Genomic DNA, 23,502 nt, shown 5'->3' with positions numbered 1-23,502 from the left:
GAGGACGACTTCTATGTCTTCGACCCCTCAACCAGCTCTCGTGGGAAATTTCCCCGCGAAGCAGGGCCTGTACAACCCCGCGTTCGAAAAGGACGCGTGTGGGTTGGCCATGGTTGCCACTCTGCGTGGTGAAGCTGGCCACGATATCGTCGCGCTGGCACTGCAAGCACTGCGCAACCTTGAGCACCGCGGAGCGATTGGCTCAGACGCGGGCACCGGTGACGGCGCAGGCATTCTGACTCAGATGCCTGATGCGTTCTTCCGTGACGTCTTGGAGTTCGAGCTGCCCGCTGTTGGCGAGTACGCCGCAGGCATGGCCTTCCTGCCGTTGGAGGAAGACGCCCGCACCGCGCAAAAGCGTGGCATTGAAGCGATCGCGGAGTCCGAGGGGCTCACTGTTCTGGGTTGGCGTCTGGTGCCGACCGCACCCGAAAACCTCGGCAAGCTGGCATACAACGCACGCCCGCAGTGCGAACAGCTCTTCCTTTCCCGCCCGGCGATCGGTGGCGCTCCGGCTATGAGCGGCGTCGAACTTGACCGTCTGGCCTACCGTCTACGCGTCCGTGCTCGAACCGAGCAGGGCGCGTATTTTGTTTCCCTCTCCTCCCGCACGCTGGGGTACAAAGGAATGGTCACGACGCTCCAGCTGGAGCCGTTTTACCCTGACCTGCAAGACGAACGGTTCGCGAGCGAACTTGCCGTGGTGCACTCGCGCTATTCCACCAACACGTTCCCGTCCTGGCCGCTGGCGCAGCCGCTGCGCATGCTCGCGCACAACGGGGAGATCAACACCGTCAGCGGCAACCGCAACTGGATGCGCGCGCGGCAATCGCAACTTGAGTCTGAGGTGCTCGGCGATATGGCGCCGCTGCTCCCGATTTGCACGCCAGGGGTGAGCGACTCGGCCTCGTTCGACGAAGTGCTTGAGCTGCTCACCCTCACCGGCCGCAGCCTTCCGCACGCCATCATGATGATGGTTCCGGAAGCGTACGAAAAGCAGTCGGACATTGACCCGAAGCTACGCGCGTTCTACGAGTTCCACGCCATGCAGATGGAACCATGGGACGGCCCGGCAGCCCTCATCTTCACGGACGGCACCGTCGTGGGAGCGACGCTTGACCGCAATGGTCTGCGCCCTGGTCGCTGGACCGAGACGAAGGACGGGCTGATCGTGATCGGCTCCGAGACCGGTGTGCTCGAATTTGAGCCCGAGCGCATTAAGCGTCGCGGACGCCTGCAACCGGGACGCATGTTTCTCGTTGACACGGCGCAGCGCCGCATCATCAAGGATGACGAGATTAAAGAAGATCTCGCCAACCTGCACCCGTGGGAGGACTGGCTGGAGGGCGCGGTGCGTCTTGATGACCTGCCCGAGCGCGAGCACATCGTACATCCGGCAGCCTCCATTACGCGTCGCCAGCGCACCTTCGGCTACACAGAAGAAGAGGTGCGCACGCTGCTCGCGCCGATGGGGCAGCACGGAGCGGAACCACTCGGCGCGATGGGGTCTGACACCCCGATCGCGGTGCTGAGCGATCGCCCGCGGCTGCTGTTTGACTACTTCGTGCAGCAGTTCGCCCAGGTGACGAACCCGCCGCTTGACTCGATTCGTGAAGAGGTTGTCACGTCACTGCGCATGGGCATCGGCCCCGAGCGCAATCTGCTGACGTGGGGTCCGGAACATGCGCAGAGCGTGACGCTGGACTTCCCTGTCATCGACAACGACGAATTGGCGAAGATTCAGCACATCCACAAGGCGTTGCCGAAGCGAAAGAGCGTCACGCTGAAGGGGCTCTACCACTTTGATGCGGGCCCGGGCACGATGCAACAGCGTCTCATCGACCTGTGTGCCGAAGCTGACGCGGCCATCGAATCGGGTGCGGAGTTTCTGATTCTGAGCGATCGGGACAGCAATAAGGACCTGGTTCCGATTCCGTCGCTGCTGATGACGGCAGCAGTGCACCACCACCTGATTCGCAACGAAACGCGCATGAAGGTCGGTCTGATCATCGAAGCAGGCGACGTTCGCGAAGTCCACCACGTCGCGACGCTGATTGGTTATGGCGCGTCGGCCGTCAACCCGTACCTGGCGATGGAGACGGTCGAGTGGCTGGTGCGGACCGGCCGCATCACGGGTGTCACCGAGCAGAAGGCAGTGAAGAACCTGATCTACGCGCTCGGCAAGGGCGTGCTCAAGGTGATGAGCAAGATGGGGATCTCGACCGTGCGCTCCTACGCCGGCGCTCAGGTGTTCGAAGCAATTGGGCTGTCTCAGGAACTGATCGACGCCTATTTCACCGGGACCGAATCGAAACTCGGTGGAATCGGCATCGAAGAACTCGCCGCTGAGAATCAGGCGCGACACGACTTCGCCTACCCAGAAGACAACGCCGTGCGCGCCCATGAACGACTCTGGACGGGCGGTGAATACCAGTGGCGCCGCGAAGGCCCGCCGCACCTCTTCAACCCAGAATCCGTGTTCCGGTTGCAGCACTCCACGCGCACGCGCCGCTATGACATCTTCCGTGAATATACGAAACTCGTGGACGACCAGGCAACCGAGCTCAAGACGTTGCGTGGCATGATGGCGCTGCGCACGGGAGTGCGCCCGCCGGTCCCGCTAGACGAGGTGGAGCCCGTCTCGGAGATCGTGAAGCGTTTCTCGACCGGTGCGATGAGCTATGGCTCGATTTCGCAGGAGGCGCATGAAACCCTCGCGATCGCGATGAACCGTCTGGGGGGAAAGAGCAATACCGGTGAGGGCGGCGAAGACGTGGATCGTCTGCTTGATCCGGAACGTCGAAGCGCCATCAAGCAGGTGGCCTCCGGTCGCTTTGGCGTCACAAGCCTGTACCTGACCGAGGCACAAGACATTCAGATCAAACTCGCTCAGGGTGCTAAGCCCGGTGAGGGTGGTCAGTTACCTCCGGAAAAGGTGTACCCGTGGGTTGCCCGCACCCGTGGCGGAACCCCGGGTGTCGGCCTCATTTCGCCGCCACCGCACCACGACATCTACTCCATTGAAGATCTGAAGCAACTCATCTTCGACCTCAAGCGCGCCAACCCGTCTGCCCGTATTCACACCAAGCTGGTCAGTCAGTCTGGCATCGGGGCGGTCGCTGCGGGTGTCGCGAAAGCGCTGAGCGATGTCGTGCTGGTGTCTGGCCACGACGGCGGAACCGGGGCAAGCCCCGTGAACTCGCTGAAGCACGCGGGTTCGCCGTGGGAGCTCGGCCTGGCCGAAACGCAGCAGACGCTCATGCTCAACAACATGCGTGACCGCGTTGTTGTGCAGGTTGACGGTCAGCTCAAGACCGGTCGCGACGTCGTGATCGGGGCTCTCCTCGGAGCGGAGGAATTTGGTTTCGCGACCGCTCCGCTCGTCGTCAGCGGCTGCATCATGATGCGCGTGTGTCACCTCGACACGTGCCCGGTCGGCGTTGCCACGCAGAACCCGGTGTTGCGTTCGCGTTTCACCGGCAAGCCCGAGTTCGTGATCAACTTCATGGAGTTCATCGCTGAAGAGGTGCGTGAATACCTGGCTGAACTGGGCTTCCGCTCGCTCGATGAAGCGGTCGGCCACTCTGAGCTCCTCGACACGGAGAACGCGCTCGCGCACTGGAAGGCGCGGGGCCTTGACCTCACGCCCATCCTGGTCGGTCCGGATCTTCCCGAGGATGCACCGCGCAAGCACATGCGTGAGCAAGACCACGAGCTCGATAAGCACTTTGACGTTGCCCTGCTCGAGCATGCGCGCCCGGTGATCGAGCACGGGGGACAGGAGACAATTGACCTGCCCATCCGCAACACCGAACGCGCCGTCGGCACCCTGCTCGGTCACTACGTGACGAAGAAGCATGGTGAGCACGGCCTCCCGCACGATTCGATCGTCGTCAACCTCACTGGTTCCGCTGGTCAATCGTTCGGCGCTTTCCTGCCCGCAGGCATCACCCTGCGTTTGGAAGGCGATTCGAACGACTACGTCGGTAAGGGACTGTCAGGCGGCCAGATCGCCGTTTTGCCGCCGCGGGACGCGACCTTCGATGCCGCACGCAACGTGATCGCAGGCAACGTGATCGGCTACGGCGCGACGCAGGGAACAATGTTCCTTCGTGGTGTTGTTGGCGAGCGTTTCTTGGTGCGCAACTCCGGAGCGACCGCCGTAGTCGAGGGTGTGGGCGACCATGCGCTTGAGTACATGACCGGCGGTCTCGCCGTGATTCTCGGCAAGACCGGCCGCAACTTCGGTGCAGGCATGTCGGGCGGAACCGCGTATGTCTACCGGCTGCGCCGTGAGCTCGTGAACCGCGACGCACTGCGCTCGGGGGAGCTAGAGATTCAGAGCCTCGGCGCTGCCGACCGCGAGATTCTGCGGGATCTTCTCTCGCGTCACCAAGTGACGACCGGATCGTCACGTGCGGGCTCGCTCCTCGCCAATTTCCACGACGAAGCCCCGAACTTCGTCAAGGTCGTGCCGCGTGATTACGCTGCCGTCCTCAAAACTCGTCAAGACGCCGCAGCCGAGGGGTTGGACCCCGACGGCACGGTCGTCTGGAACCGCATTCTGGAGGTGACAGGTGGCTGATCCCAAGGGCTTCCTGAAAGTCACGGAGCGAGAGCTCCCCAAGCGTCGCCCGGTACCCGTGCGCATCATGGACTGGAAAGAGGTGTACGAGCCCGGCGACAAGGCGGTGCTGCGGCGCCAAGCCGGTCGTTGCATGGACTGTGGTGTGCCTTTTTGCCACCAGGGCTGCCCGCTCGGCAACCTGATTCCGGAGTGGAACGACCTGACCTGGCGTGGCGAGGGGCGTCAGGCCATCGAGCGTCTGCACGCCACGAACAACTTCCCGGAGTTCACCGGACGCTTGTGCCCGGCTCCCTGCGAGAGCTCATGCGTTCTCGGTATCAACCAGCCAGCCGTCACGATCAAGCAGATCGAGGTCTCGACGATCGATGAGGCGTTCGCAAACGGATGGGTGCAGGCGCAGCCTCCAGGACGCATCACAGGCAAGACCGTCGCCGTCGTTGGTTCCGGTCCCGCAGGCCTTGCCGCCGCACAGCAACTGACCCGCGCTGGTCACACCGTCGCTGTGTTCGAACGGGATAACCGCATCGGTGGCTTGCTCCGCTACGGCATCCCGGACTTCAAGATGGAAAAGTCGCACATTGAAGACCGCATCCGTCAGATGCAGGATGAGGGAACGCGCTTCCGCGCTGGCGTGGAGATTGGTAAAGACATCACGTGGGCCCAGTTGCGCGACCGGTATGACGCCGTGATCGTCGCAACCGGTGCGACGGTTCCGCGAGACCTGGCAATCCCCGGCCGCGACCTGCCCGGTGTGCATTTCGCGATGGAGTACCTCGTCGAGTCGAACAAGGTTTTGGCGGGCGACACCGTCACGAACCAGATCACCGCAGCGGGTAAGCACGTCGTCGTTATCGGTGGCGGTGACACCGGAGCCGACTGTATCGGCACGGCGCACCGGCAGGGAGCGCTCAGCGTGACGAACCTCGCGATCGGTCGTCAGCCGGGGGACGAGCGACCCGAGCACCAGCCGTGGCCGATGATGCCAACGATCTTCGAGGTGCAATCCGCACACGAAGAGGGTGGGGAGCGGGTCTACTTGGCGTCCACCGTTGAATTCTTGGCGAACGATGCGGGGGAGGTCCGCGCGCTGCGCGTCGCAGAAACCGAGTTCATCGACGGCAAGCGGGTGCCGAAGTCGGGCACCGAGCGCGAGATTCCCGCTGACCTGGTGCTCATCGCGATGGGCTTCACCGGCCCGGAGCGGGACACGATTGAACCGCAGATCAAGGCACCCTTCACATCGCGGGGCAACCTGGCTCGCGAAGACGACTTCCGCACCTCTCTTCCTGGCGTTTTTGTCGCTGGTGACGCTGGCCGAGGCCAGTCGCTCATCGTGTGGGCAATCGCAGAAGGACGTGCGGCAGCGGCGCATGCTGACGCGTATCTGATGGGTACGACGTCACTTCCTGCGCCGGTCCGGGCGAGTGATGTCGCTATCGGACTACCGCATCAGTAGGCTGGACACGGCCCCTGATGGCCACAGAACCCTAACAACCGGAGCACATACGGATGAGACGCGCAAAAATCGTCGCCACCCTGGGTCCTGCAACATCCACATATGAAACCGTACGTTCGCTTCTTGAAGCGGGCGTTGACGTCGCACGGCTGAACCTCAGCCACGGCGACTATTCGGTGCACGAGGCAAACTTTGCCAACGTGCGCCGCGCGGCGGACGACATCGGTAAAGCCGTTGCCGTCCTGGTGGACCTGCAAGGACCAAAGATTCGACTCGGCAAGTTTGCCGACGGACCACACGAGCTTGCCGAGGGCGACCTCTTCACCATTACAACTGACGACATCCTTGGCACCAAGGAGCGAGTCGGAACCACGTTCAAGGGCCTGCCCCGAGACGTCAAGCCGGGAGATTTCCTCCTGATTGATGACGGCAAGGTTCGCGTTGAGGTTGTCTCGACTGACGGCGTCGATGTCGTCACGAAGGTCATCGTCGCGGGCGCGGTGTCCAACAACAAGGGCATTAACCTTCCCGGCGTTGCCGTGAATGTTCCTGCCCTGAGCGAAAAGGACGAGGAAGACCTCCGTTGGGGTCTGCGTATTGGCGCAGATCTCATTGCGCTGAGCTTCGTGCGCGACGCTCGTGACATTGAGCGTGTTCACGAGATCATGCGCGAGGAGGGTAAGTTCCTTCCCACGATCGCAAAGATCGAGAAGCCGCAGGCTGTTGACGCTCTGGAAGAGATCGTCGACGCCTTCGACGGCATCATGGTTGCCCGTGGTGACCTTGGTGTTGAGCTGCCGCTCGAGGCTGTGCCGATCGTTCAGAAGCACGCCGTTGAGCTTGCCCGCCGCATGGCGAAGCCGGTGATCGTTGCCACGCAGATGCTGGAGTCGATGATTTCGAGCCCGGTTCCGACGCGTGCTGAAACCAGCGACGTCGCGAATGCGGTGCTTGATGGCGCCGACGCCGTGATGCTCTCTGGCGAAACGAGCGTCGGCGAATACCCGACGGTCGTTGTGGAAACGATGGCGCGCATCATCGCGTCAACGGAAGACCACGGCCTGGAGCGCATCGCACCCATGACGGCAAAGCCCCGCACGCAGGGCGGCGCAATCACGCTGGCAGCGGCTGAGGTTGCTGACTTCGTGGGCGCAAAGTACCTGTGCGTTTTCACCCAGTCTGGTGACTCGGCCCGGCGCATGTCGCGTCTGCGCTCAAAGATCCCGATGCTCGCGTTCACGCCGCTTGAGGGCATCCGCCGCCGGCTCGCCTTGACGTGGGGCGTGCGCGGAACGCTCGTCGACACGGTCAAGCACACCGACCTGATGTACGTGCAGGTCGACAACTATCTGTTGAAGAACAACCTCGCTGAAGTGGGCGACAAGGTCGTCGTAATCTCTGGTTCCCCTCCCGGAATCATTGGTTCAACGAACGACCTTCGCGTTCACAAGGTGGGAGACGCCATTCACGGCGCTGCGCCCATCTACCAAGAGGTCAAGTAGTTCCGTTTACGGGCCGGTGGCACCTTCGGGTGTCATCGGCCCGGGCGTGTCTGCGGCGTGCTGTTTTGTGTCTGCCGCGTGCCTCACTGGCGTGCGTCGTGGTTCCGCTCTGTCCGTTATGGAGGAACGCACGACAGTAACGACGGCGTGTCGCGGGTTTTCGCCGGCGTGTCACCCGTTGGTTCCTGCATAACGGGCACGGAAGCAGGGGGAGCAGAACCAGGAGTGCAGCAGGGAAGAGCGGATCCAGGGGAGTGGAACCAGGAGGGGCTGGGCAGGCATGAGTTGCTACCAAGCAGAAGGAGGCGCACCTGTGGGTGCGCCTCCTTCAAGATCGGTTATGTACGCAACATCGGACGCGGGGTAGGAACGAACTGCGCTTGACTACGGCGCGCTGAGGCGGATCTCGCTAATGAACAGTGGACGGACGTTCTTGAAAGATTGCCGCCAAGCCCGTCAAATCGTCAGGAGTAAGGATCACGAGTTCAAGATTGTGGCGGTCGGCGAGTATTTTCTTGCGCTCTATCTTTTGTGCATAGTCCGCCATATCGGTCAACCCGGCTGCTTCCACGAAAACTCTCCCGTCCACGAGCCAGTCGGCCCTCATTCCATGCTGGTTCAGCTCCGAGTCATATGGATATGCCGGTTCAACAATGTGATGCAAGGCCTTACTCGAAAAGAAGTCGTCGACTATTCGCTCGAACAGCGAGCGGCAATCGTGGCCGTCCAAGGCTTTTGTGATGAATCCATAAGAGGGACGCCAACCTTTTCCGAGCACTCCAGCTTCCGCCAACCACCCCGACCAGGACTGGGATCTTTTGTCTGGGAGAGCATGTTTCAGCACCAGAAGCTCGATGGGGTCGATATCCCCCTCCACCACCAGCGTTCTGAACATATTTGGCTGCACAATTCGGCGCGCAGTTCTTACTAGGTGTTGGATTGCGGACAGGGCGCCTGCCCGTTGTGTGGGAGTCGTATCCTCGTACTGCCGCACGGGCGACAAGCAACGCGGACAAGCTTCGGTCATGTGCTCGCGGACAGACTTAATGCTTAATTCCGCGGGGCTGTATTTGGTGCCGCAGAGCGGACACGAACACGGCTCAAAACCGACAGTGTCGGGAATTTCACTCCCTACCGTGGCAGCGAGTAACGCAGCTACGGTTACGACACGACCGTTCTCCGCTTCAAACCAATCGGCTATCTCAGAGGTAGTCCTCGCACCATGTCGCGACGGGTTGTACATGCTTTCTGGTATCGAGAATCTATCTCGTGTGGGGCTTCCGACGTGGGTGGGTGGGATCGTCTGCCACCATTCGTTAAAGCTGTCCCGCAGATCCAACGCCGCGATTCGGCCCGCGAAGTAGGGAGAAATTTTGAGCGAACCCGCCCAAACTTCATGCCAGCCATTCGGGAGGCTAATTCCCTGTAGTTCTCGGCCAACAACCCGTAGCTCGTCAATGCTCGGGAACGTATAAAGCGAAGTTTGGTCGGCCTTTTTACGTATTCGCCTCCAACTGTCAGTAGGAAAATCGAGCGTCTCGTTGACTGCATTCACGATGCTCTTTGGAAATCTGTCGGCAAGCTGGGGAAGCATCGCTCGTCGCACGACGGAGTTGCCCCGCGCCGCTATTCGAGACTCCTCGTTGACAGTATCTTGTATCCACCTAGCGTCATCCCAAGTGACGAAGCGCCGTGTTTTCGCGCTTATCGACGGATGTGGTCTCACCGTGGCGACGCTCACGCTGAGACCACACAGATCAAGTAGTCGCACCATGTGCGGTTCAAATTTCTCGGCTGCCATCACGAGAGATTGGGTGGACGGATCATAGGCGCCAAAAGTCACATCTCCCACTGAGGAAACACCCTTGGATCTAAGGTAGATAACAGGTGAACCGCCCGCGCCAGTTTCAAGGAGCAGTCGCAGGATTGGCTCGCCCACCGTTGCCTCCTGCGTGACCGGGGAGAGGGGCGAAAATCCGGCGAGTTGAAGAGCCGCAACAGCTGAGCGGCGCCCCTCTTCGATATCCATGAGCAGCGCATTTGACGCGGTAAGGAATCGACCGATGCTTCGGCCTCCTCGCACAATGGCGACGGAACCCAATTTATGTCGCGTCGCCCTAATCGCCACCGGCTCTGAATCGTGTTCTCCGAGCGGTGACATCAGCGTCGGCAACACAATTGCGGCGGTCAATTCGCGAGATTTGAACGATGCCATACCTTTGCTCCCATCTTGAGCCGCAGGACTCTTAGGCCGAATCTACCTAGGCTGAGGCAAACCCTATTCGAAGAAGCGCGAAGTTTTCTGATCCAGGTCCAGCGGGGGCATGTCTTCACCAATGGTGGTCATGTTTAGTCCGCGCGCGACCCGGTGCCAGGCTGGCGCTCGGAATGATGCTCGCTTACGCGTGCACTACCCCGCACTCCGCTGTTCCAGGTTTAATCGGCCCCACCACCACAATGCTCCCGAAGCGGGAGACTGCTGATGAGGTACTCAATCGCCGGTTGCTCATTTGCACGCCGTCTGCCATCGAGAAACGCCTCGCCATTAGATTCGAAGACCGTGCAACCCAACAAATGGCGCGCGATGCGCAATGCCGACGCTCATGAAATCACGACCAGCGCTAGTTGCGATGAGTGCATTTCAGAGTGGGCTTCCAATGTTGACGAGGCGGTCGATAATTGCTTGGCGGGCCCTTCCGAGCATGGTGGGCTCGGGTGAAGTGTTTGGCAAGTTTCTAAGTGGAGTAGGCGAGCCGGAGTAACGAGTCCCGCAACGCCAATTGGAGAGAAGCGGGACTTCGCGCAAGTAGACAGTCGCTACGATGCGGCATCGGCGCTTGCCAACTTCACGCCGCCACACTGAGCGCTCAGAGCGTGACAGTGCGATGGCACTTGGGGATCTTCCAGGGGCCACCATCAAGGAGATGCTCGACCCGTCCCTACTTCCAACCCCATGTCGGTGTTAGCCAACATGAACTGCGAAAGTCGAGCTCCGCGATCACGAGGTCTTCGAAAGTAATTCACGGCGGATAACGCTCTCGCCACCGGGCAAAGACGACTCGAGAACACGCGTAGGCACCGCGCCGTCACTGGTGCCGTTCCGCATACTCTGCGCACGTTGTCTGCGGCGACCACATCGGATTCGGCGCAACGAATTTCGGCGTGTTGGCTGCGAAGGACAACGCCGAGCTACCAGTAGCCTGAGGGAAGAGAGGGGTCACCATGGAGAAGAGCGCGTTCGAGAATCATGCCTTATGGCGCACCATGAAGGGCGCCGCGGAGCAAATCACAGCGCTTGATGCCCTTGGCGATGCTGAAGTGTCTGCTGGATTGCATGAGGTTCGTCAACTGCTCGCTGTGTCCGAGGCTCAACGGGAGATAGATCAGCTCGCACTTCTGAGCCCATCCTCAATGGATGCGCTGAACAACGCATGGAGTCAGCTCCATCAAGGCGTGGCGCAATACGTCCAGGCACCCGCGAGCTACTTATCGCACCTTGAAACCGTGAAGACTGCGACGGCCGATGCCGTACGGGCGGCATTAATACAGTTCCCCAAGCCCGATGAAGCGGGCGCTAAGAAGGGTGCTGCGACACGCGCCGCTGGAGCTTACACCGAACAGGTTGATGCCGCTCGTCGCCTGCTCATCGAGCAACTGTCGGAACTCCGAGCTGACCACTTGAACGAAGTCGCTGAGCATGTCCGCCGCGGGGCTGAGCTTTCCGCGCAGCTTGAAACTGCCAAAGCGGAAGCTGAGAAGCTCGCGAAGCGGATCAGCGACGATGAAACGCGGCTAGCCACTTCCTTGACAGAGACGAGTGACGCCTTCCTTAAAGCTCAGGCCGACCGCCAAGAACGCTTCCTAAAGTGGCTCGAACAGCAGGAAGAGTCTTTCACTGACCTCGCGAAACCGCATCTAGATGCCATTATTGAGGCGGATGAGACTGCTGTGAGGGCGCTTGAGAAAGTAACGCAGCTCCGCACGAGCGTCGTGGATATGTCTAACCTTGCTTCAGGAGACATACTTGGCGACCAATACAAGAGGTCCGCTCGCTGGGATCGCATCTCCGGATACGTCGGTTACCTCACCGGGATACTCGCGGGTGCGGCTGGAGTTTGGGTCGCCCTATTCGCATTTGGAGATGCGCGTGGCGCACTCGAATGGCCCCAGGTTGTGTTGAAGCTGGGGCTGACTGCGGCGGTCGGCGGTATAGCCGCGGTGGCTTTCCGATTTGGTGGACAGGCGCTCGCTCGGGCAACTTCGTTCAAGAGGCAAGAGCTTGAACTTCGCGCCCTGACGCCATTCCTTCAGGATGTTGCTGGTTCTGACGAAGCGAAGCTCGCATTCGTGAAGATGGCATTCGGTCGTGCCTGGGGGGCAGACCAAAAGGCAGAGAACGTTAGCGAATCTGCCTCGAATGCCGAACTCGTAAAGCTGCTACTGATGGCCATCGAGACTCTCGGCAAGACGAGCAAGGCTTGATCCTGCTTTCCCTCATCCGCAGTGTGAGCGGAGAGATCAATCTCCCATTCAACTGGCATGCCTCGAGCCGAAACTTTGTCGAGGTCGCCGCGCCAAGGTATCTCAACGTACTTTCGGCACCGCTTCTTTGGTGTTTTTGCGTGGCATAGCGCCGCGCTTCGGCCTCCAATCGAGCCGAAAGTGGCTTCATCCCCGGTTCATCCCCACGCGGGCCGCCCTGAAACGAAGTGAAACCCCCTCAAAATGTCCGTTTGAGGGGGTTTCGATTCGTTTGAATGGTGCCGGTGGTGGGATTCGAACCCACACGCCCTTTCGGACAAAGCATTTTGAGTGCTCCGCGTCTGCCATTCCGCCACACCGGCAAGTGCGTGAAACAACTCGACACTATCGCAGTTTTGAGCCTCAGCGCGACGTGAGGAGCGGCCGGGCGCGTCGTGGAGCAGGGGTCTCTTTAGTCAGAAACGTCCTTCGGCTCGTCAATGCCAACGGGATTCGGGGGCACGACTGATATTTCTCCGGAGTCCAGTGATACCTCTCGCCACATGCGTGGTTGGCTGGCTGCGGCACCGTCGGTGGTCGGTGTTACGGGCTCGGGCTCGAGGTTAGGGTCGGGGACCATGATCTACCTTTCCATCGCTTCGCCGCTAGATTACGCCCCTGTCCGTCCAGGAACAGGGGGTTGCATAGTTGACAGCGGAAGGCTAAGGCTTGCTATCTCCACGCGGGGCTGGTTGGCTGTACCTGGGTTACCATTTGGTGGACTCGCACGATTGGCGCGTCGCTAAGGAGCACGTTGGGAAAATTCATCTACGACACTAATGTCAAGATTGATGTCGAAGATCGCGCGCTGGCACACCTTCAGGTTGTCATCGGAGCGAAGTTGCGTCGCAATGAGCCCTTCTTTTTCAGCTGGCGCGATGACGCGAGCGTCGGGGACGGCCGCACGAGCGTCTGGATCAACAGCTCTGCCTCACTGGTGTTCAAGTTTTATGGTAGCCGCCGGCCGCAGCTCAACCCCGCTTGGCTCGATGCACTCTCCGAAACGGCGCACTCCGCGCACGGCCTACATATGGTTCCGGAACCAGCAGAAGGCTCGGTTGTGTGATGGGCGCTTTGTACTATGGTCACCCCGATAGCCCCATCGAGATTGAAGATCGCGCACTCGCGCATTTGAAGGTCGTCATCACGACGAAATTGCGCCGCGGTGAGAGCTTCACCGTTTCTTGGATTCACCCGGAGGATACTGACGGCGGTCGCAGCACCATTTGGCTGCATCCCGCTATTCCGTTACGGTTCATTTTCGATTCACCCGAACCCGCAGAACTCAGCCCGGCCTGGCTTGATGAGCTGGCGCGCTCTGCACATTCCACCGGCGGCATCATGCTGGTTGCTGAGCACTTCGAGGCCGTGGACAACGGCAAAGACTAATCCTCGTCCCCACGCATGGAACCGCAGTAGAGGGCGGTAAGGTGTCCGAGACTACGGGCGAGCGCTGCGCGTTGAATGGTCGCGCCATCGCTTCCGGCAGCCATCGTGTCGAGTTCCGTGTCGACGAATGCGGGCGTTGCCTCTTCGCTGTCATGCAGCATCGCTACGAGGTGAGAAAGCACGTCACTGCTCGGGGTATGCGTGCGGGTCATGGGATTATACAGCCCCTCACTCATGCCGTGTCTAGCGGCGTGCCACAGCTCTGCGTCGAGGATATGGTGACGTTCAGGTGACCCCTCAGGAAGGGTGCGGAGGCCGACATCAACGAGCCCGCGGATGACGAGTGCGATCGACACCGCGCGGGCGGCGGTGAGTTGCGCGTCGCTGATGCGCAACTCGATCGTGGGAAGGTTTTCCGAAACGCGCACGCTCCAGCTTGCGGTGCTGTAGTGCTGCGTGGCACCCACACCGATCAACCTTTCACGCAGCCGATCATGATCGGCCTGGTCTTCGTAGGCAGGAGGGATGCCGTTCGTTGTCCATCTGCGGGCCTGGATCGATCGCCAACTATGAAAGCTAGTGTCTGCACCCTTCCAAAACGGGGAGTTTGCGGATATCGCCAGGAGTGCGGGGAGCCACGGCCGGACGACGCCGAGAGCTCGCACGCGGTCGGCGGGATCATCGATGCCCACGTGCACGTGCATGCCGTTGAGAAGATGTTCGCCCGCCAATCGTCCGACATTTTGCGCGATGAGATGGTATCGAGCGCTCGTAGGTTCGATGCGGGAGCGCCCGGCTACGAAAGGCGTGCCGGACGGAACCACAGTGAGACCTCGATGTTCCGCCCACGCCTGAGCGGCGGTGCGAAATGCGGTGAGCTCATCGAGCGCCTGTGCGGCGCCGTGGCACACACCCGAGGCAAACTCAATTTGGCAGTCCAGAAACTCGGCGGTGACCGTACCGGGCAAATTGCGCGATCGTAAGTCCTCGATGGCATCGTGCGCGACGTTCACGGGAGTCAACGACTCAGCGTCCGCGAACATGAACTCTTCCTCGATCCCAAAAGATCGCGCCATTTGTGTGAACCCTTCTCGAGCACAATGATGTCGCTGTACTATGACCCGACGCCGCGCGTTCGGTCTAACGGGTTGACACGAGCGACGGGTCTGTGCTGGGTAGGTAGTCCCCAGACCCTGCGGTGGTTGTCAAGGGGGTGCCCATTGTTCCGCCTGATTGACACGCTGGTGGTGTGGAAGGGAGAACGATGTTGCCAGACATTCACACCTGGTGGCCGCAGCTGAGCATCGAGGCCAAGCACGCCATCTGGGAGGCACCAAATGACGTCTTGCCTGCGACCGTGGTGGAGGAGATTCGAACCCTCACCGGTTACGTCGTGCGGGATGGTGAGACGCTCAGCGATGATGACCGCCAGTTCATCGAAACCCAGCGCGAACCGGTCGATTGAAAGGGAACACGATGCCGAACCCCCAAATCAAGGATGAAGACGTGTACGAGGCGCTCCGCCGCGAGGGCGCATCGAAAGAGAAGGCTGCCCGCATCGCGAACGCGAGCGCCCGCGATGGACGCGCGGCGGTGGGAAAACGCGGGGGAGAAGCGGAACCATATGAAGAGTGGACCGTACCAGAGCTGAAGAAACGAGCGAAGGAGCTGGGGCTTGCTGGCTACTCGAGATTGCGAAAGCAGGAGCTCATCGCACGGTTACGTCGGCATTAGGTGGGGTTAATCCACGTTTGCTGTGTGGGAAACACCATTTGAACCAGGCCTGTGCCATAGGATTGAGCAGTGACCGATCAGGAACAAACCGAAGCCACCTCAGCGCCCGCACCCCGTCGCGTGGTCGTCGCCGAAGACGAGTCGCTTATTCGCCTCGACATTGTCGAGATTCTCCGAGACAACGGTTTCGACGTTGTCGGTGAGGCAGGCGACGGTGAGACGGCCGTTCAGCTCGCGACCGAGTTGCGCCCTGATCTGGTGATCATGGATGTCAAAATGCCGCAGATGGATGGCATCACCGCAGCCGAGAAGCTGAGCAAGAACCACATTGCACCCGTCGTTCTGCTGACCGCGTTCAGCCAGAAGGAGCTCGTCGAGCGCGCCAGCGAGGCCGGCGCCCTGGCATACGTTGTCAAGCCCTTCACGCCGAACGACCTGTTGCCCGCAATCGAAATTGCCCTCGCCCGCTACGAGCAGATCATTACCCTTGAGGCCGAGGTCGCCGACATGGTCGAGCGTTTCGAGACCCGCAAGCTCGTTGACCGCGCCAAGGGCCTGCTCAACGAAAAGATGGGGCTCAGCGAGCCCGAGGCATTCCGCTGGATTCAGAAGGCCTCGATGGATCGCCGCCTGACGATGCAAGATGTCGCCAAGGCCATCATCGACCAGCTGTCCCCGAAGAAGGACTAGTACCCCGTACGCAAACGAATGGCCACCTCGTGGGGTGGCCATTCGTGTATCTACCGCCTGCTGGTTCCGCTGTTCTGGTTCCGGAACCGGTGCCTGCGGCGCGCGGGCGACTATCGCTGGTCGATGATGGCGTTCGTGATGCGGATCGTTGAACACCGACGGCCCTCGTCATCCGTGACGACGATCTCGTGAACAGCGAGGCTTCGCCCCACATGAATGGGTGTGCAGGTGCCGGTGACGGATCCGCTGCGCACGGAGCGTGTGTGGGTGGCGTTGATGTCGACGCCGACGGCAAGCTTGCCGGGGCCGGCGAGGAGGTTCGCGTGCATCGAACCCAGCGACTCGCCGAGCACGACATATGCGCCCCCGTGAATGAGGCCGACGGGTTGCGTATTGCCTTCCGCTGGCATCGTGGCCACGGCGTGATCCTTATCGAACGCGGTCATTTCGATTCCCATGCGCTCGGCCAGCGCCCCCATTCCGCGCGACTGCACCCATTCGAGGGGATTGTCGTACAGCTCGGCGAGATGTTGGTTGTTCATCGGCATTGAGGTTCCTCCTGCGCTCGTCGGTATCCCTCGTTAGGCTGGAGGGGTGACGGACTCCGAAAAGCCTACCCTTCTTGTTGTCGATGGCCATTCCTTGGCTTTCCGCGCGTTTTACGCGCTCCCGGTCGAGAACTTCACGACCAAAGACAACCAACACACCAACGCGATTTACGGCTTCTTGTCGATGCTCGTCAACCTGATTAAGGCGGAGAAGCCGACGCACATTGCCGTCGCTTTTGACGTTTCCCGTCAGTCGTTCCGTACTCGGGAGTACCCGGAGTACAAGGGCACGCGCAACGAAACGCCGCCAGAGTTCTCTGGCCAGATTCCGCTGCTGCAGGAGACCCTCCGCGCAATGAACATCACGGTGCTGACGAAGGAAGACTTCGAGGCCGACGATATTCTGGCAACGCTTGCGACGCAGGGCGCTGCTGAGGGGTACAACGTGCTCGTTTGCTCGGGCGACCGCGACTCAATTCAGATGGTGAACGACCAGGTCACGCTGCTCTACCCGTCTGTTCAGGGCGTCTCTCAGCTCAAGCGCTACGACCCGGACACCGTCATGGAACGCTACGGCGTGCCCCCACACCAGTACCCCGATATTGCCGCGCTCGTCGGCGAGACGAGCGATAACCTGCCGGGCGTTCCGAAGGTGGGGGAGAAGACCGCCGTCAAGTGGCTCAACCAGTTCGGCACCCTCGACGCCATTTTGGAGCGCGCCGACGAAATCAAGGGTGTCGTCGGTAACAACCTCCGCGAGCACATGGACGATGTGCGTCGCAACCGCAAACTCAACCGTCTACTCACCGACGTCGAGCTTGACGTGAAGCCTGCTGATCTCGCGGTGCAGCCCATCGACGCTCAGGCCGTGCGCGACATGTTCGCCCGGCTCGAATTCCGCACGCTCCTGCCGCGTGTCTTCGAAGCAACCGGCGCCGTCGCCGAAGAGAGCGCACCGGAACCATCGATGCCGGTTCCTGAGGCGCGTCAGGTGGACGCTGCTGGCGCTGCCGATTGGCTCACCAAGAACAACGCAGCACCGGTCGGCGTCACGATCACTGTTGACGGGGGCGCGCCGCAGCGGGTAGGTGTGGCGACGCTTTCCGAGGCGATTGAGTTTGACTGGACCACCGATACCGCCGTGCTCTCGTGGCTCGCTGGCAACGACGACAAGGTTCTGCACGACGCCAAGGCGCAGCTCAAGGCGATTCGGCGTTCCGGAGCCGACCTCGCCGGGCTGTCGTTTGACACGAACCTGGCAGGATGGCTGATTCGCCCGAGCTACCCAGACAAGACGCTCGGCGATCTTGTTGACCGCTATCTCGGCGAAAAGCTCCCCGAAGCCGATCCGACGCAGCTCGTTCCTGAAACTGAAGGCGCAACCCCCGGCCAGCTGAGCTGGTTCACGCTGCGCGTCGCCGACGCCGTTCGCGCCGACATGCCGGAGAACATCCTCAGCGTGCTCGTCGACATCGAACTGCCGACGCTGTCGGCGCTGGCCGACATGGAGCTTGCTGGTGTCGCGGTGTCGCACGAGCTCCTCAGCGGGTTTAGTGCTGAGCTTGCGCAGCGTGCGGAAGGCATCGCACAGGAGGCATACGGAACCATCGGCCGCGAAGTGAACTTGGGCTCGCCCAAGCAGCTTCAGGAGGTACTTTTCGAAGAACTTTCGCTGCCGAAGACACGCAAGACAAAGACGGGATACTCTACCGACGCCGCGGCGCTTGCCGACCTGCAGGAGTCCAGCCCACACCCGTTCCTCGACCTGCTCGGACAGCACCGTGAGGCCACGAAGCTGCGCCAGATCATCGAGTCGCTCGACAGCGCGATTAAGCCAGACAACCGCGTGCACACGACGTACGTGCAGACCGGTAGCCAGACCGGGCGCCTCTCGAGCACCGACCCGAACCTGCAGAACATTCCGGTGCGCACGGCAGAATCACGCCGCATCCGGCAGGCGTTCGAAGTGGGCGAAGGTTATGAAACGCTGCTGACTGCCGACTATTCGCAGATTGAAATGCGCATCATGGCACACCTCTCAGAAGACCCCGGCCTCATCGAAGCGTTCAACTCGGGCGAAGACCTGCACCGCTTCGTTGGCTCCCGTGTGTTCGGTGTTGCCCCGAGCGATGTCACCCCGGCGATGCGCACCAAGGTCAAGGCGATGTCGTACGGTCTGGTGTACGGACTCTCGGCGTTCGGTCTGTCGAAGCAGTTGCGTATCGAACAGTCGGAAGCCAAGCACCTGATGGTCGAGTACTTCAATCGGTTTGGTGCGGTGCGCGACTACCTGCGCGCTTCCGTGCAGCAGGCCAAGATCGACGGTTTTACCGAGACGATCTTTGGTCGCCGCCGGCCGTTCCCCGACCTGTCGAGCCCGAACCGCGTGCTGCGTGAAAACGCTGAGCGTGCGGCGCTCAACTCGCCCATCCAGGGCAGTGCGGCCGACATCATGAAGATCGCGCTGTTCCACATTCACCAAGACCTGCGCGCTGCCGAGCTGCGTTCGCGCGTCCTGCTGCAGATCCACGACGAACTGGTCGTTGAAGTCGCACCGGGCGAATGGGATGCCACCGAGAAGATCGTCCGTGAGCGTATGGGAGATGCCGCCAGCCTGTCGGTTCCGCTCGACGTGCAGGTCGGCCGCGGCCCGAACTGGGACGCCGCCGGCCACTAACACGCACCCCGCACTCGCTGAACGAGTACCCGGGTCGAAACGCGCCGTCGCCATGCGGTTCGTTTCGACCCGGGTACTCCGCGTTAAGCGCTCAGCAGGCGACTACTTTTGCCCTCCGATGGTTCCGCTTTCTCGATAGGCTCAGCATCATGACTGAACAACGCACTCCCACGGAGATCGACCAGATCGCCGACGCGTGGGTCGACACGCTCGCAGAACAGATCCCGACGCTGGGTACCTACCTCGGACGCACCGAATACAACGACCGCTACGGTGACTACAGCCCGGCCGGACACGAGGCACTCATTGCTGAGACGCGCTCAACGCTCGCCAAGCTCAACGCCGCGACACCCGTTGACGCCATCGACGAGGTTACCAAGACCGACCTGTCCGCAACGCTTGAGCTCGACCTAGAGCTCAACGACGCGAAGTGGGCGCTCCGCGACCTCAACGTCATCGCGTCGCCCGCGCAGGAGATCCGCAATGTGCTGGACCTCATGCCGATGCAGACGACGGATGATTGGTCCGTCATCTCGACACGTCTGAGCAACCTCGGTGGCGCCATCGACGGCTACATCGAAACGCTCCGTGAAGGTATTGCACAGGGCTCCGTTCCGGCACGCCGCCAGGTCGCCGAAGTCATCACGCAGGTCGAGCGGTACGCCGCAGACAACGGCTACTTCGTTGAGTTTGCCGGCGAGGCAAAGCCCGTAGACGGTTCGCTGCCGACGACGCTCGCGCGCGAGCTGGCAAACAATGCAGACTCGGCCCGCGCTGCGTACGGCAAGCTGGCTGCGTTCCTTGCCGACGAGCTTGCGCCGGCAGCGTCCGACGTTGACGCTGTGGGCCGCGACCTGTATGCGCTGCACTCGCGCAGCTTCCTTGGTGCGACGATCGACCTCGATGAGACGTACGAGTGGGGCATCGACGAGTTGCGCCGCATGGTCACCGAGCAGACCTCCATTGCCAACGAGATCAAGGCGGGGGCATCCGTTGAGGAGGCCGTCGCTTTCCTCGAGAAGGACGAGTCGCGCAAGCTGCACGGCACCAAGGCGCTGCAGGAATGGATGCAGGCCACCAGCGACAAGGCCATCGCTGACCTCGCTGCCACCCACTTCGACATTGCCGAGCCCATCCGCAAGCTGGAGTGCATGATCGCCCCCACGAAGGAGGGTGGCATCTACTACACCGGTCCGACGGATGACTTCTCCCGCCCGGGTCGCATGTGGTGGTCGGTGCCTGAGGGCGTCGACACGTTCGACACCTGGCGTGAGCTGACGACGGTCTACCACGAGGGCGTTCCCGGTCACCACCTGCAGATCGCGCAGGCAACGTACAACCGTGCCGAGCTGAACTCGTGGCGCCGTGTGCTTGCCGGAACCTCGGGCCACGCTGAGGGGTGGGCACTGTACGCCGAGCGGCTGATGGAAGACCTCGGATACCTCTCCGACCCGGCTGACCGTCTCGGCATGCTCGATGGCCAGCGCATGCGCGCTGCCCGCGTCGTGCTCGACATCGGTGTGCACCTCGGCAAGCCGCGCCTCGATGGCGACGGCATTTGGGACGCGGATTACGCCCTCAACTTCATGCGCAAGAACGTCAACATGAGCGACCAGTTCGTACAGTTTGAAGTCAACCGTTACCTCGGCTGGCCGGGACAGGCGCCCAGCTATAAGGTCGGCCAACGTATTTGGGAAAACGTGCGTGACGCGTATGCCGCCAAGCAGGGCGAGAACTTCTCGATCAAGGAGTTCCACAAGCGTGCGCTTGACCTCGGTGGTGTCGGCCTCGACACCCTGAAGAAGGCACTTCTGGGCTAACAGCTTCGTTAGGCGGTGGTCGGGAGTAGCCTCCCGGCCACCGCTTTTGGTTCCGCTTGCATTCAGGGGAATGAATCTTGCTGGTGGCAGGTTATCCCCAGCAGAGTAAGGAGAACTCATGCCACTGCAGTTTGGTCTCGACACATTCGGTGACGTCACACGCGACGCCAATGGCGAGCTTATTTCCGAAGCGCAAACGATCCGCAACATCGTCGAACAAGCAACCCTTGCCGACGAACTCGGCATCGACTTCTTCGGCGTGGGGGAGCACCACCGCAACGAGTTCGCGGTGTCAGCACCCGAAATGGTGTTGGCGGGTATTGCCACGGCGACTAAGAACATCAAACTCGGCACCGCCGTCAACGTGCTCTCCTCTGACGACCCCGTGCGCGTGTACGAGCGTTTCGCGACGCTCGATGCCCTGTCCAGCGGCCGTGCCGAGATTGTCGTCGGCCGCGGCAGCTTCATCGAGTCCTTCCCACTCTTCGGCTTCTCGCTGAACGACTACGAAGCGCTCTTTGAAGAGAAGCTCGAACTGCTCACCACGATCCTGAACGACAATCCGGGCATTACGTGGAGTGGTCACACGCGTGCCCCGCTGAACAATGTTGAGCTCTTCCCAAAAACCGAAGCCAAGATGCCGGTCTGGGTCGGCGTCGGCGGAAGCCCGGAGTCGGTCGTGCGCACGGCCCGATACGGCCACGGACTGGCGCTCGCCATCATCGGCGGCGGCGCCCACCGGTTCCGCCCCTTTGTCGATCTGTTTCACAAGTCGGTGCAGACCTTCGGGTTTGACCGTCGCCCGATCGCGGTGCATTCGCCGGGCTACATTGCCGCCACAGACGAAGAAGCGTGGAACGAGGCGTACGAGGGTGTGAAGGAGCTCAGTGACCGTATTGGCGCCGAGCGTGGCTGGGCGCCGTACACGCGCGCGCAGTTCCAGCACGAGGTGGGTCCAGACGGCGCACAGTACGTTGGCTCGGTCGAGCGGGTCGCGCAAAAGATTGCCGCGACCGTCAACGCGCTCGAGATCGATCGCTTCGACTTCAAGTTTGCAAACGGAACCACGTCGCACGAGAAGCTGATGTCGTCGATTGAGTTGTATGGCACGCAAGTCATTCCGCGGGTACGCGAGATCCTGGGGGAGTAACAGTTACGTCGCTTTGTTCTCAAGTTGGGCAATAATGCTTTAAGCTGACATCGTGACCGACACTCAGGCAATGCCGCTGGGCCGTAGCGCTCGACTAGACCGACTTCCGTTTACCCGTAAACACGGCAAGATTCTGACTGGGTCGGGGCTCGGGTGGGCGCTGGACGCGATGGATGTTGGGCTGATCAGCTTCATCCTCGCGGCATTGCCCGCCGTGTGGAATGTCACTCCGGCGGAAAAGGGCTGGATCGCCTCGCTCGGATTCGTCGGCATGGCTCTGGGCGCAACGCTCGGAGGCTTGCTTGCCGACAGGTTCGGCCGGCGCTCGATCTTCGCTCTCACGCTGCTGGTTTACGGTATTGCGACCGGAGCGAGCGCCCTCGTTGGGGGAGTGGCGGCGCTTTTGGTGCTCCGCTTCTTCGTCGGGCTTGGACTTGGCGCCGAGCTTCCGGTTGCGTCGACATACGTCAGTGAGTTTGCGCCAGCACGCAACCGTGGCCGCATCATCGTCTGGCTTGAGGCGTTCTGGGCGGTCGGTTGGACTGCATCGGCGCTCATCGGTTACTTCGTTATCCCCAACGTCCCTGAGGGATGGCGTTGGGCATTCGCGATTGGTGCCGTCCCGGCAATTTACGCACTGATCGTGCGGTGGGGGTTGCCAGAGTCCCCACGCTGGTTGGAACGCAAGGGCCGTACCGCAGAGGCGGAGCGAATTGTGCGCGACTTCGAGGCATCGGCAGGCGTCGAGTCTCCGACCGAGGCAGCGGAACCGACGGCAGTCGTCGCGGTGGCTTCGTCACTTCGTGAGCGCTTGGCCGCGCTATTTTCGCCTGAGTTCCGTGTACGCACGACGGCCCTGTGGGTGGTGTGGTTCTGCGTGAACTTCGCGTATTACGGCGCGTTCATTTGGATTCCGTCGATCCTTGTCGCGGCCGGCTTTGACCTCGTGCGGTCGTTTGGCTTCACCCTGATCATTACCCTCGCACAGCTTCCCGGCTACGCGGTCGCAGCCTGGCTCATTGAGGTATGGGGTCGCCGCACCACCCTCTCTGTCTTTCTTGTTGGTTCCGCTGTCTCCGCCATGCTCTTTGGCACAGCGACAACGGTGCCAATGATCATCGCCACCGGCATGGCGCTGAGCTTCTTCAACCTGGGCGCATGGGGTGCGCTGTACGCCGTGAGCCCGGAAATGTACCCCACGTCAATGCGCGCGACCGGCTCAGGGTGGGCCGCAGGTGTCGGCCGAATCGCGTCGATTATTGCGCCGATTCTGGTTCCGGTGATCCTCGCCAACGCGGGTGCCCCAACCCTCTTCGTGATCTTCGCCATCGCATTCGCCATAGCGGCGGTCGCGACGTGGGGGCTGGTTGACCGCTCGGGTGCCGCGCTCGACGAACGCTAGTGAATGTCGGAACCTCGTGGAAAAA

At 61.3% G+C, this 23,502-nt stretch carries 16 protein-coding genes and 1 tRNA gene; 13 read left to right on the top strand and 4 right to left on the bottom strand.

Features of this window, described 5'->3' with window-relative positions; all coding sequences use genetic code 11:
- The first annotated feature begins 13 nt into the window (after positions 1-13).
- Genes gltB through pyk form a run of 3 tightly spaced genes read left to right on the top strand, consistent with a single transcriptional unit; the run spans position 14 to position 7,546 of the window.
- Positions 14-4,585 carry a glutamate synthase large subunit gene (gltB, locus tag KTJ77_RS06390; protein WP_217337609.1) on the top strand — a complete coding sequence of 1,524 codons (4,572 nt, stop codon included), beginning with the start codon at positions 14-16 and terminating at the stop codon, positions 4,583-4,585.
- Positions 4,578-6,044: a glutamate synthase subunit beta gene (locus tag KTJ77_RS06385; RefSeq protein WP_217337608.1), complete on the top strand. Its 1,467-nt coding sequence runs from the start codon at positions 4,578-4,580 to the stop codon at positions 6,042-6,044. Before gltB ends, KTJ77_RS06385 begins: the two co-directional genes overlap by 8 nt.
- A gap of 53 nt (positions 6,045-6,097) precedes the next feature.
- Entirely contained in the window at positions 6,098-7,546 is a 1,449-nt protein-coding gene (gene pyk / locus KTJ77_RS06380; RefSeq protein WP_217337607.1) for a pyruvate kinase, read from the top strand.
- A 409-nt stretch (positions 7,547-7,955) separates the two neighbouring features.
- Here pyk and KTJ77_RS06375 read toward each other — a convergent pair whose 3' ends face one another.
- Positions 7,956-9,761: a hypothetical protein gene (locus tag KTJ77_RS06375; RefSeq protein ID WP_217337606.1), complete on the bottom strand. Its 1,806-nt coding sequence runs from the start codon at positions 9,759-9,761 to the stop codon at positions 7,956-7,958.
- 1,007 nt (positions 9,762-10,768) lie between these two features.
- On the opposite strand from KTJ77_RS06375, the gene KTJ77_RS06370 reads away from it, so the two are divergent.
- A complete protein-coding gene (locus tag KTJ77_RS06370) occupies positions 10,769-12,028 on the top strand; it encodes a hypothetical protein (RefSeq protein ID WP_217337605.1) in 1,260 nt (419 codons plus the stop codon).
- 276 nt (positions 12,029-12,304) lie between these two features.
- On the opposite strand, the gene KTJ77_RS06365 is transcribed toward KTJ77_RS06370, so the two are convergent.
- Positions 12,305-12,390, bottom strand: a tRNA-Leu gene (locus KTJ77_RS06365).
- 431 nt (positions 12,391-12,821) lie between these two features.
- Between KTJ77_RS06365 and KTJ77_RS06360 the strand changes: the two genes are divergently transcribed.
- Positions 12,822-13,133, top strand: a complete 312-nt coding sequence (locus KTJ77_RS06360; protein ID WP_217337604.1) for an ATP-dependent DNA ligase — start codon at positions 12,822-12,824, stop codon at positions 13,131-13,133.
- Positions 13,133-13,456 carry a hypothetical protein gene (locus tag KTJ77_RS06355; RefSeq protein WP_217338369.1) on the top strand — a complete coding sequence of 108 codons (324 nt, stop codon included), beginning with the start codon at positions 13,133-13,135 and terminating at the stop codon, positions 13,454-13,456. Before KTJ77_RS06360 ends, KTJ77_RS06355 begins: the two co-directional genes overlap by 1 nt.
- Here KTJ77_RS06355 and KTJ77_RS06350 read toward each other — a convergent pair.
- Positions 13,453-14,532, bottom strand: a complete 1,080-nt coding sequence (locus KTJ77_RS06350; RefSeq protein ID WP_217337603.1) for a YbdK family carboxylate-amine ligase — start codon at positions 14,530-14,532, stop codon at positions 13,453-13,455. The genes KTJ77_RS06355 and KTJ77_RS06350 overlap by 4 nt on opposite strands.
- A gap of 188 nt (positions 14,533-14,720) precedes the next feature.
- Here KTJ77_RS06350 and KTJ77_RS06345 point away from each other — a divergent pair, with 188 nt between their 5' ends.
- The 3 genes from KTJ77_RS06345 to KTJ77_RS06335 all read left to right on the top strand — a co-directional run bounded on the left by KTJ77_RS06345 (position 14,721) and on the right by KTJ77_RS06335 (position 15,880).
- Positions 14,721-14,921: a hypothetical protein gene (locus KTJ77_RS06345; RefSeq protein WP_217337602.1), complete on the top strand. Its 201-nt coding sequence runs from the start codon at positions 14,721-14,723 to the stop codon at positions 14,919-14,921.
- 11 nt (positions 14,922-14,932) lie between these two features.
- On the top strand, positions 14,933-15,190 hold the full coding sequence (locus KTJ77_RS06340; protein WP_217337601.1) for a Rho termination factor N-terminal domain-containing protein: 258 nt from the start codon (positions 14,933-14,935) through the stop codon (positions 15,188-15,190).
- A gap of 69 nt (positions 15,191-15,259) precedes the next feature.
- Complete coding sequence (locus tag KTJ77_RS06335) at positions 15,260-15,880, top strand: response regulator (protein WP_217337600.1); 621 nt, start codon at positions 15,260-15,262, stop codon at positions 15,878-15,880.
- Positions 15,881-15,990: 110 nt separating this feature from the next.
- On the opposite strand, the gene KTJ77_RS06330 is transcribed toward KTJ77_RS06335, so the two are convergent.
- On the bottom strand, positions 15,991-16,422 hold the full coding sequence (locus KTJ77_RS06330) for a hotdog fold thioesterase (RefSeq protein WP_217337599.1): 432 nt from the start codon (positions 16,420-16,422) through the stop codon (positions 15,991-15,993).
- A 52-nt stretch (positions 16,423-16,474) separates the two neighbouring features.
- Between KTJ77_RS06330 and polA the strand changes: the two genes are divergently transcribed.
- The 4 genes from polA (at position 16,475) to KTJ77_RS06310 (ending at position 23,477) form a co-directional block, all read left to right on the top strand.
- Positions 16,475-19,105, top strand: a complete 2,631-nt coding sequence (polA, locus tag KTJ77_RS06325; protein ID WP_217337598.1) for a DNA polymerase I — start codon at positions 16,475-16,477, stop codon at positions 19,103-19,105.
- Between the two features lie 149 nt (positions 19,106-19,254).
- A complete protein-coding gene (locus tag KTJ77_RS06320) occupies positions 19,255-20,925 on the top strand; it encodes a DUF885 domain-containing protein (RefSeq protein WP_217337597.1) in 1,671 nt (556 codons plus the stop codon).
- Positions 20,926-21,043: 118 nt separating this feature from the next.
- Positions 21,044-22,075, top strand: a complete 1,032-nt coding sequence (locus KTJ77_RS06315; RefSeq protein ID WP_217337596.1) for an LLM class flavin-dependent oxidoreductase — start codon at positions 21,044-21,046, stop codon at positions 22,073-22,075.
- 70 nt (positions 22,076-22,145) lie between these two features.
- Positions 22,146-23,477 carry an MFS transporter gene (locus KTJ77_RS06310; RefSeq protein ID WP_217338368.1) on the top strand — a complete coding sequence of 444 codons (1,332 nt, stop codon included), beginning with the start codon at positions 22,146-22,148 and terminating at the stop codon, positions 23,475-23,477.
- Positions 23,478-23,502: the final 25 nt, after the last annotated feature.

It is taken from the genome of Microbacterium sp. NC79 (genome assembly GCF_019061125.1).
Taxonomy (GTDB): domain Bacteria; phylum Actinomycetota; class Actinomycetes; order Actinomycetales; family Microbacteriaceae; genus Microbacterium.
Note: the sequence above shows the minus strand (reverse complement) of the source record. Positions and strands in the feature narration are given on the sequence as shown.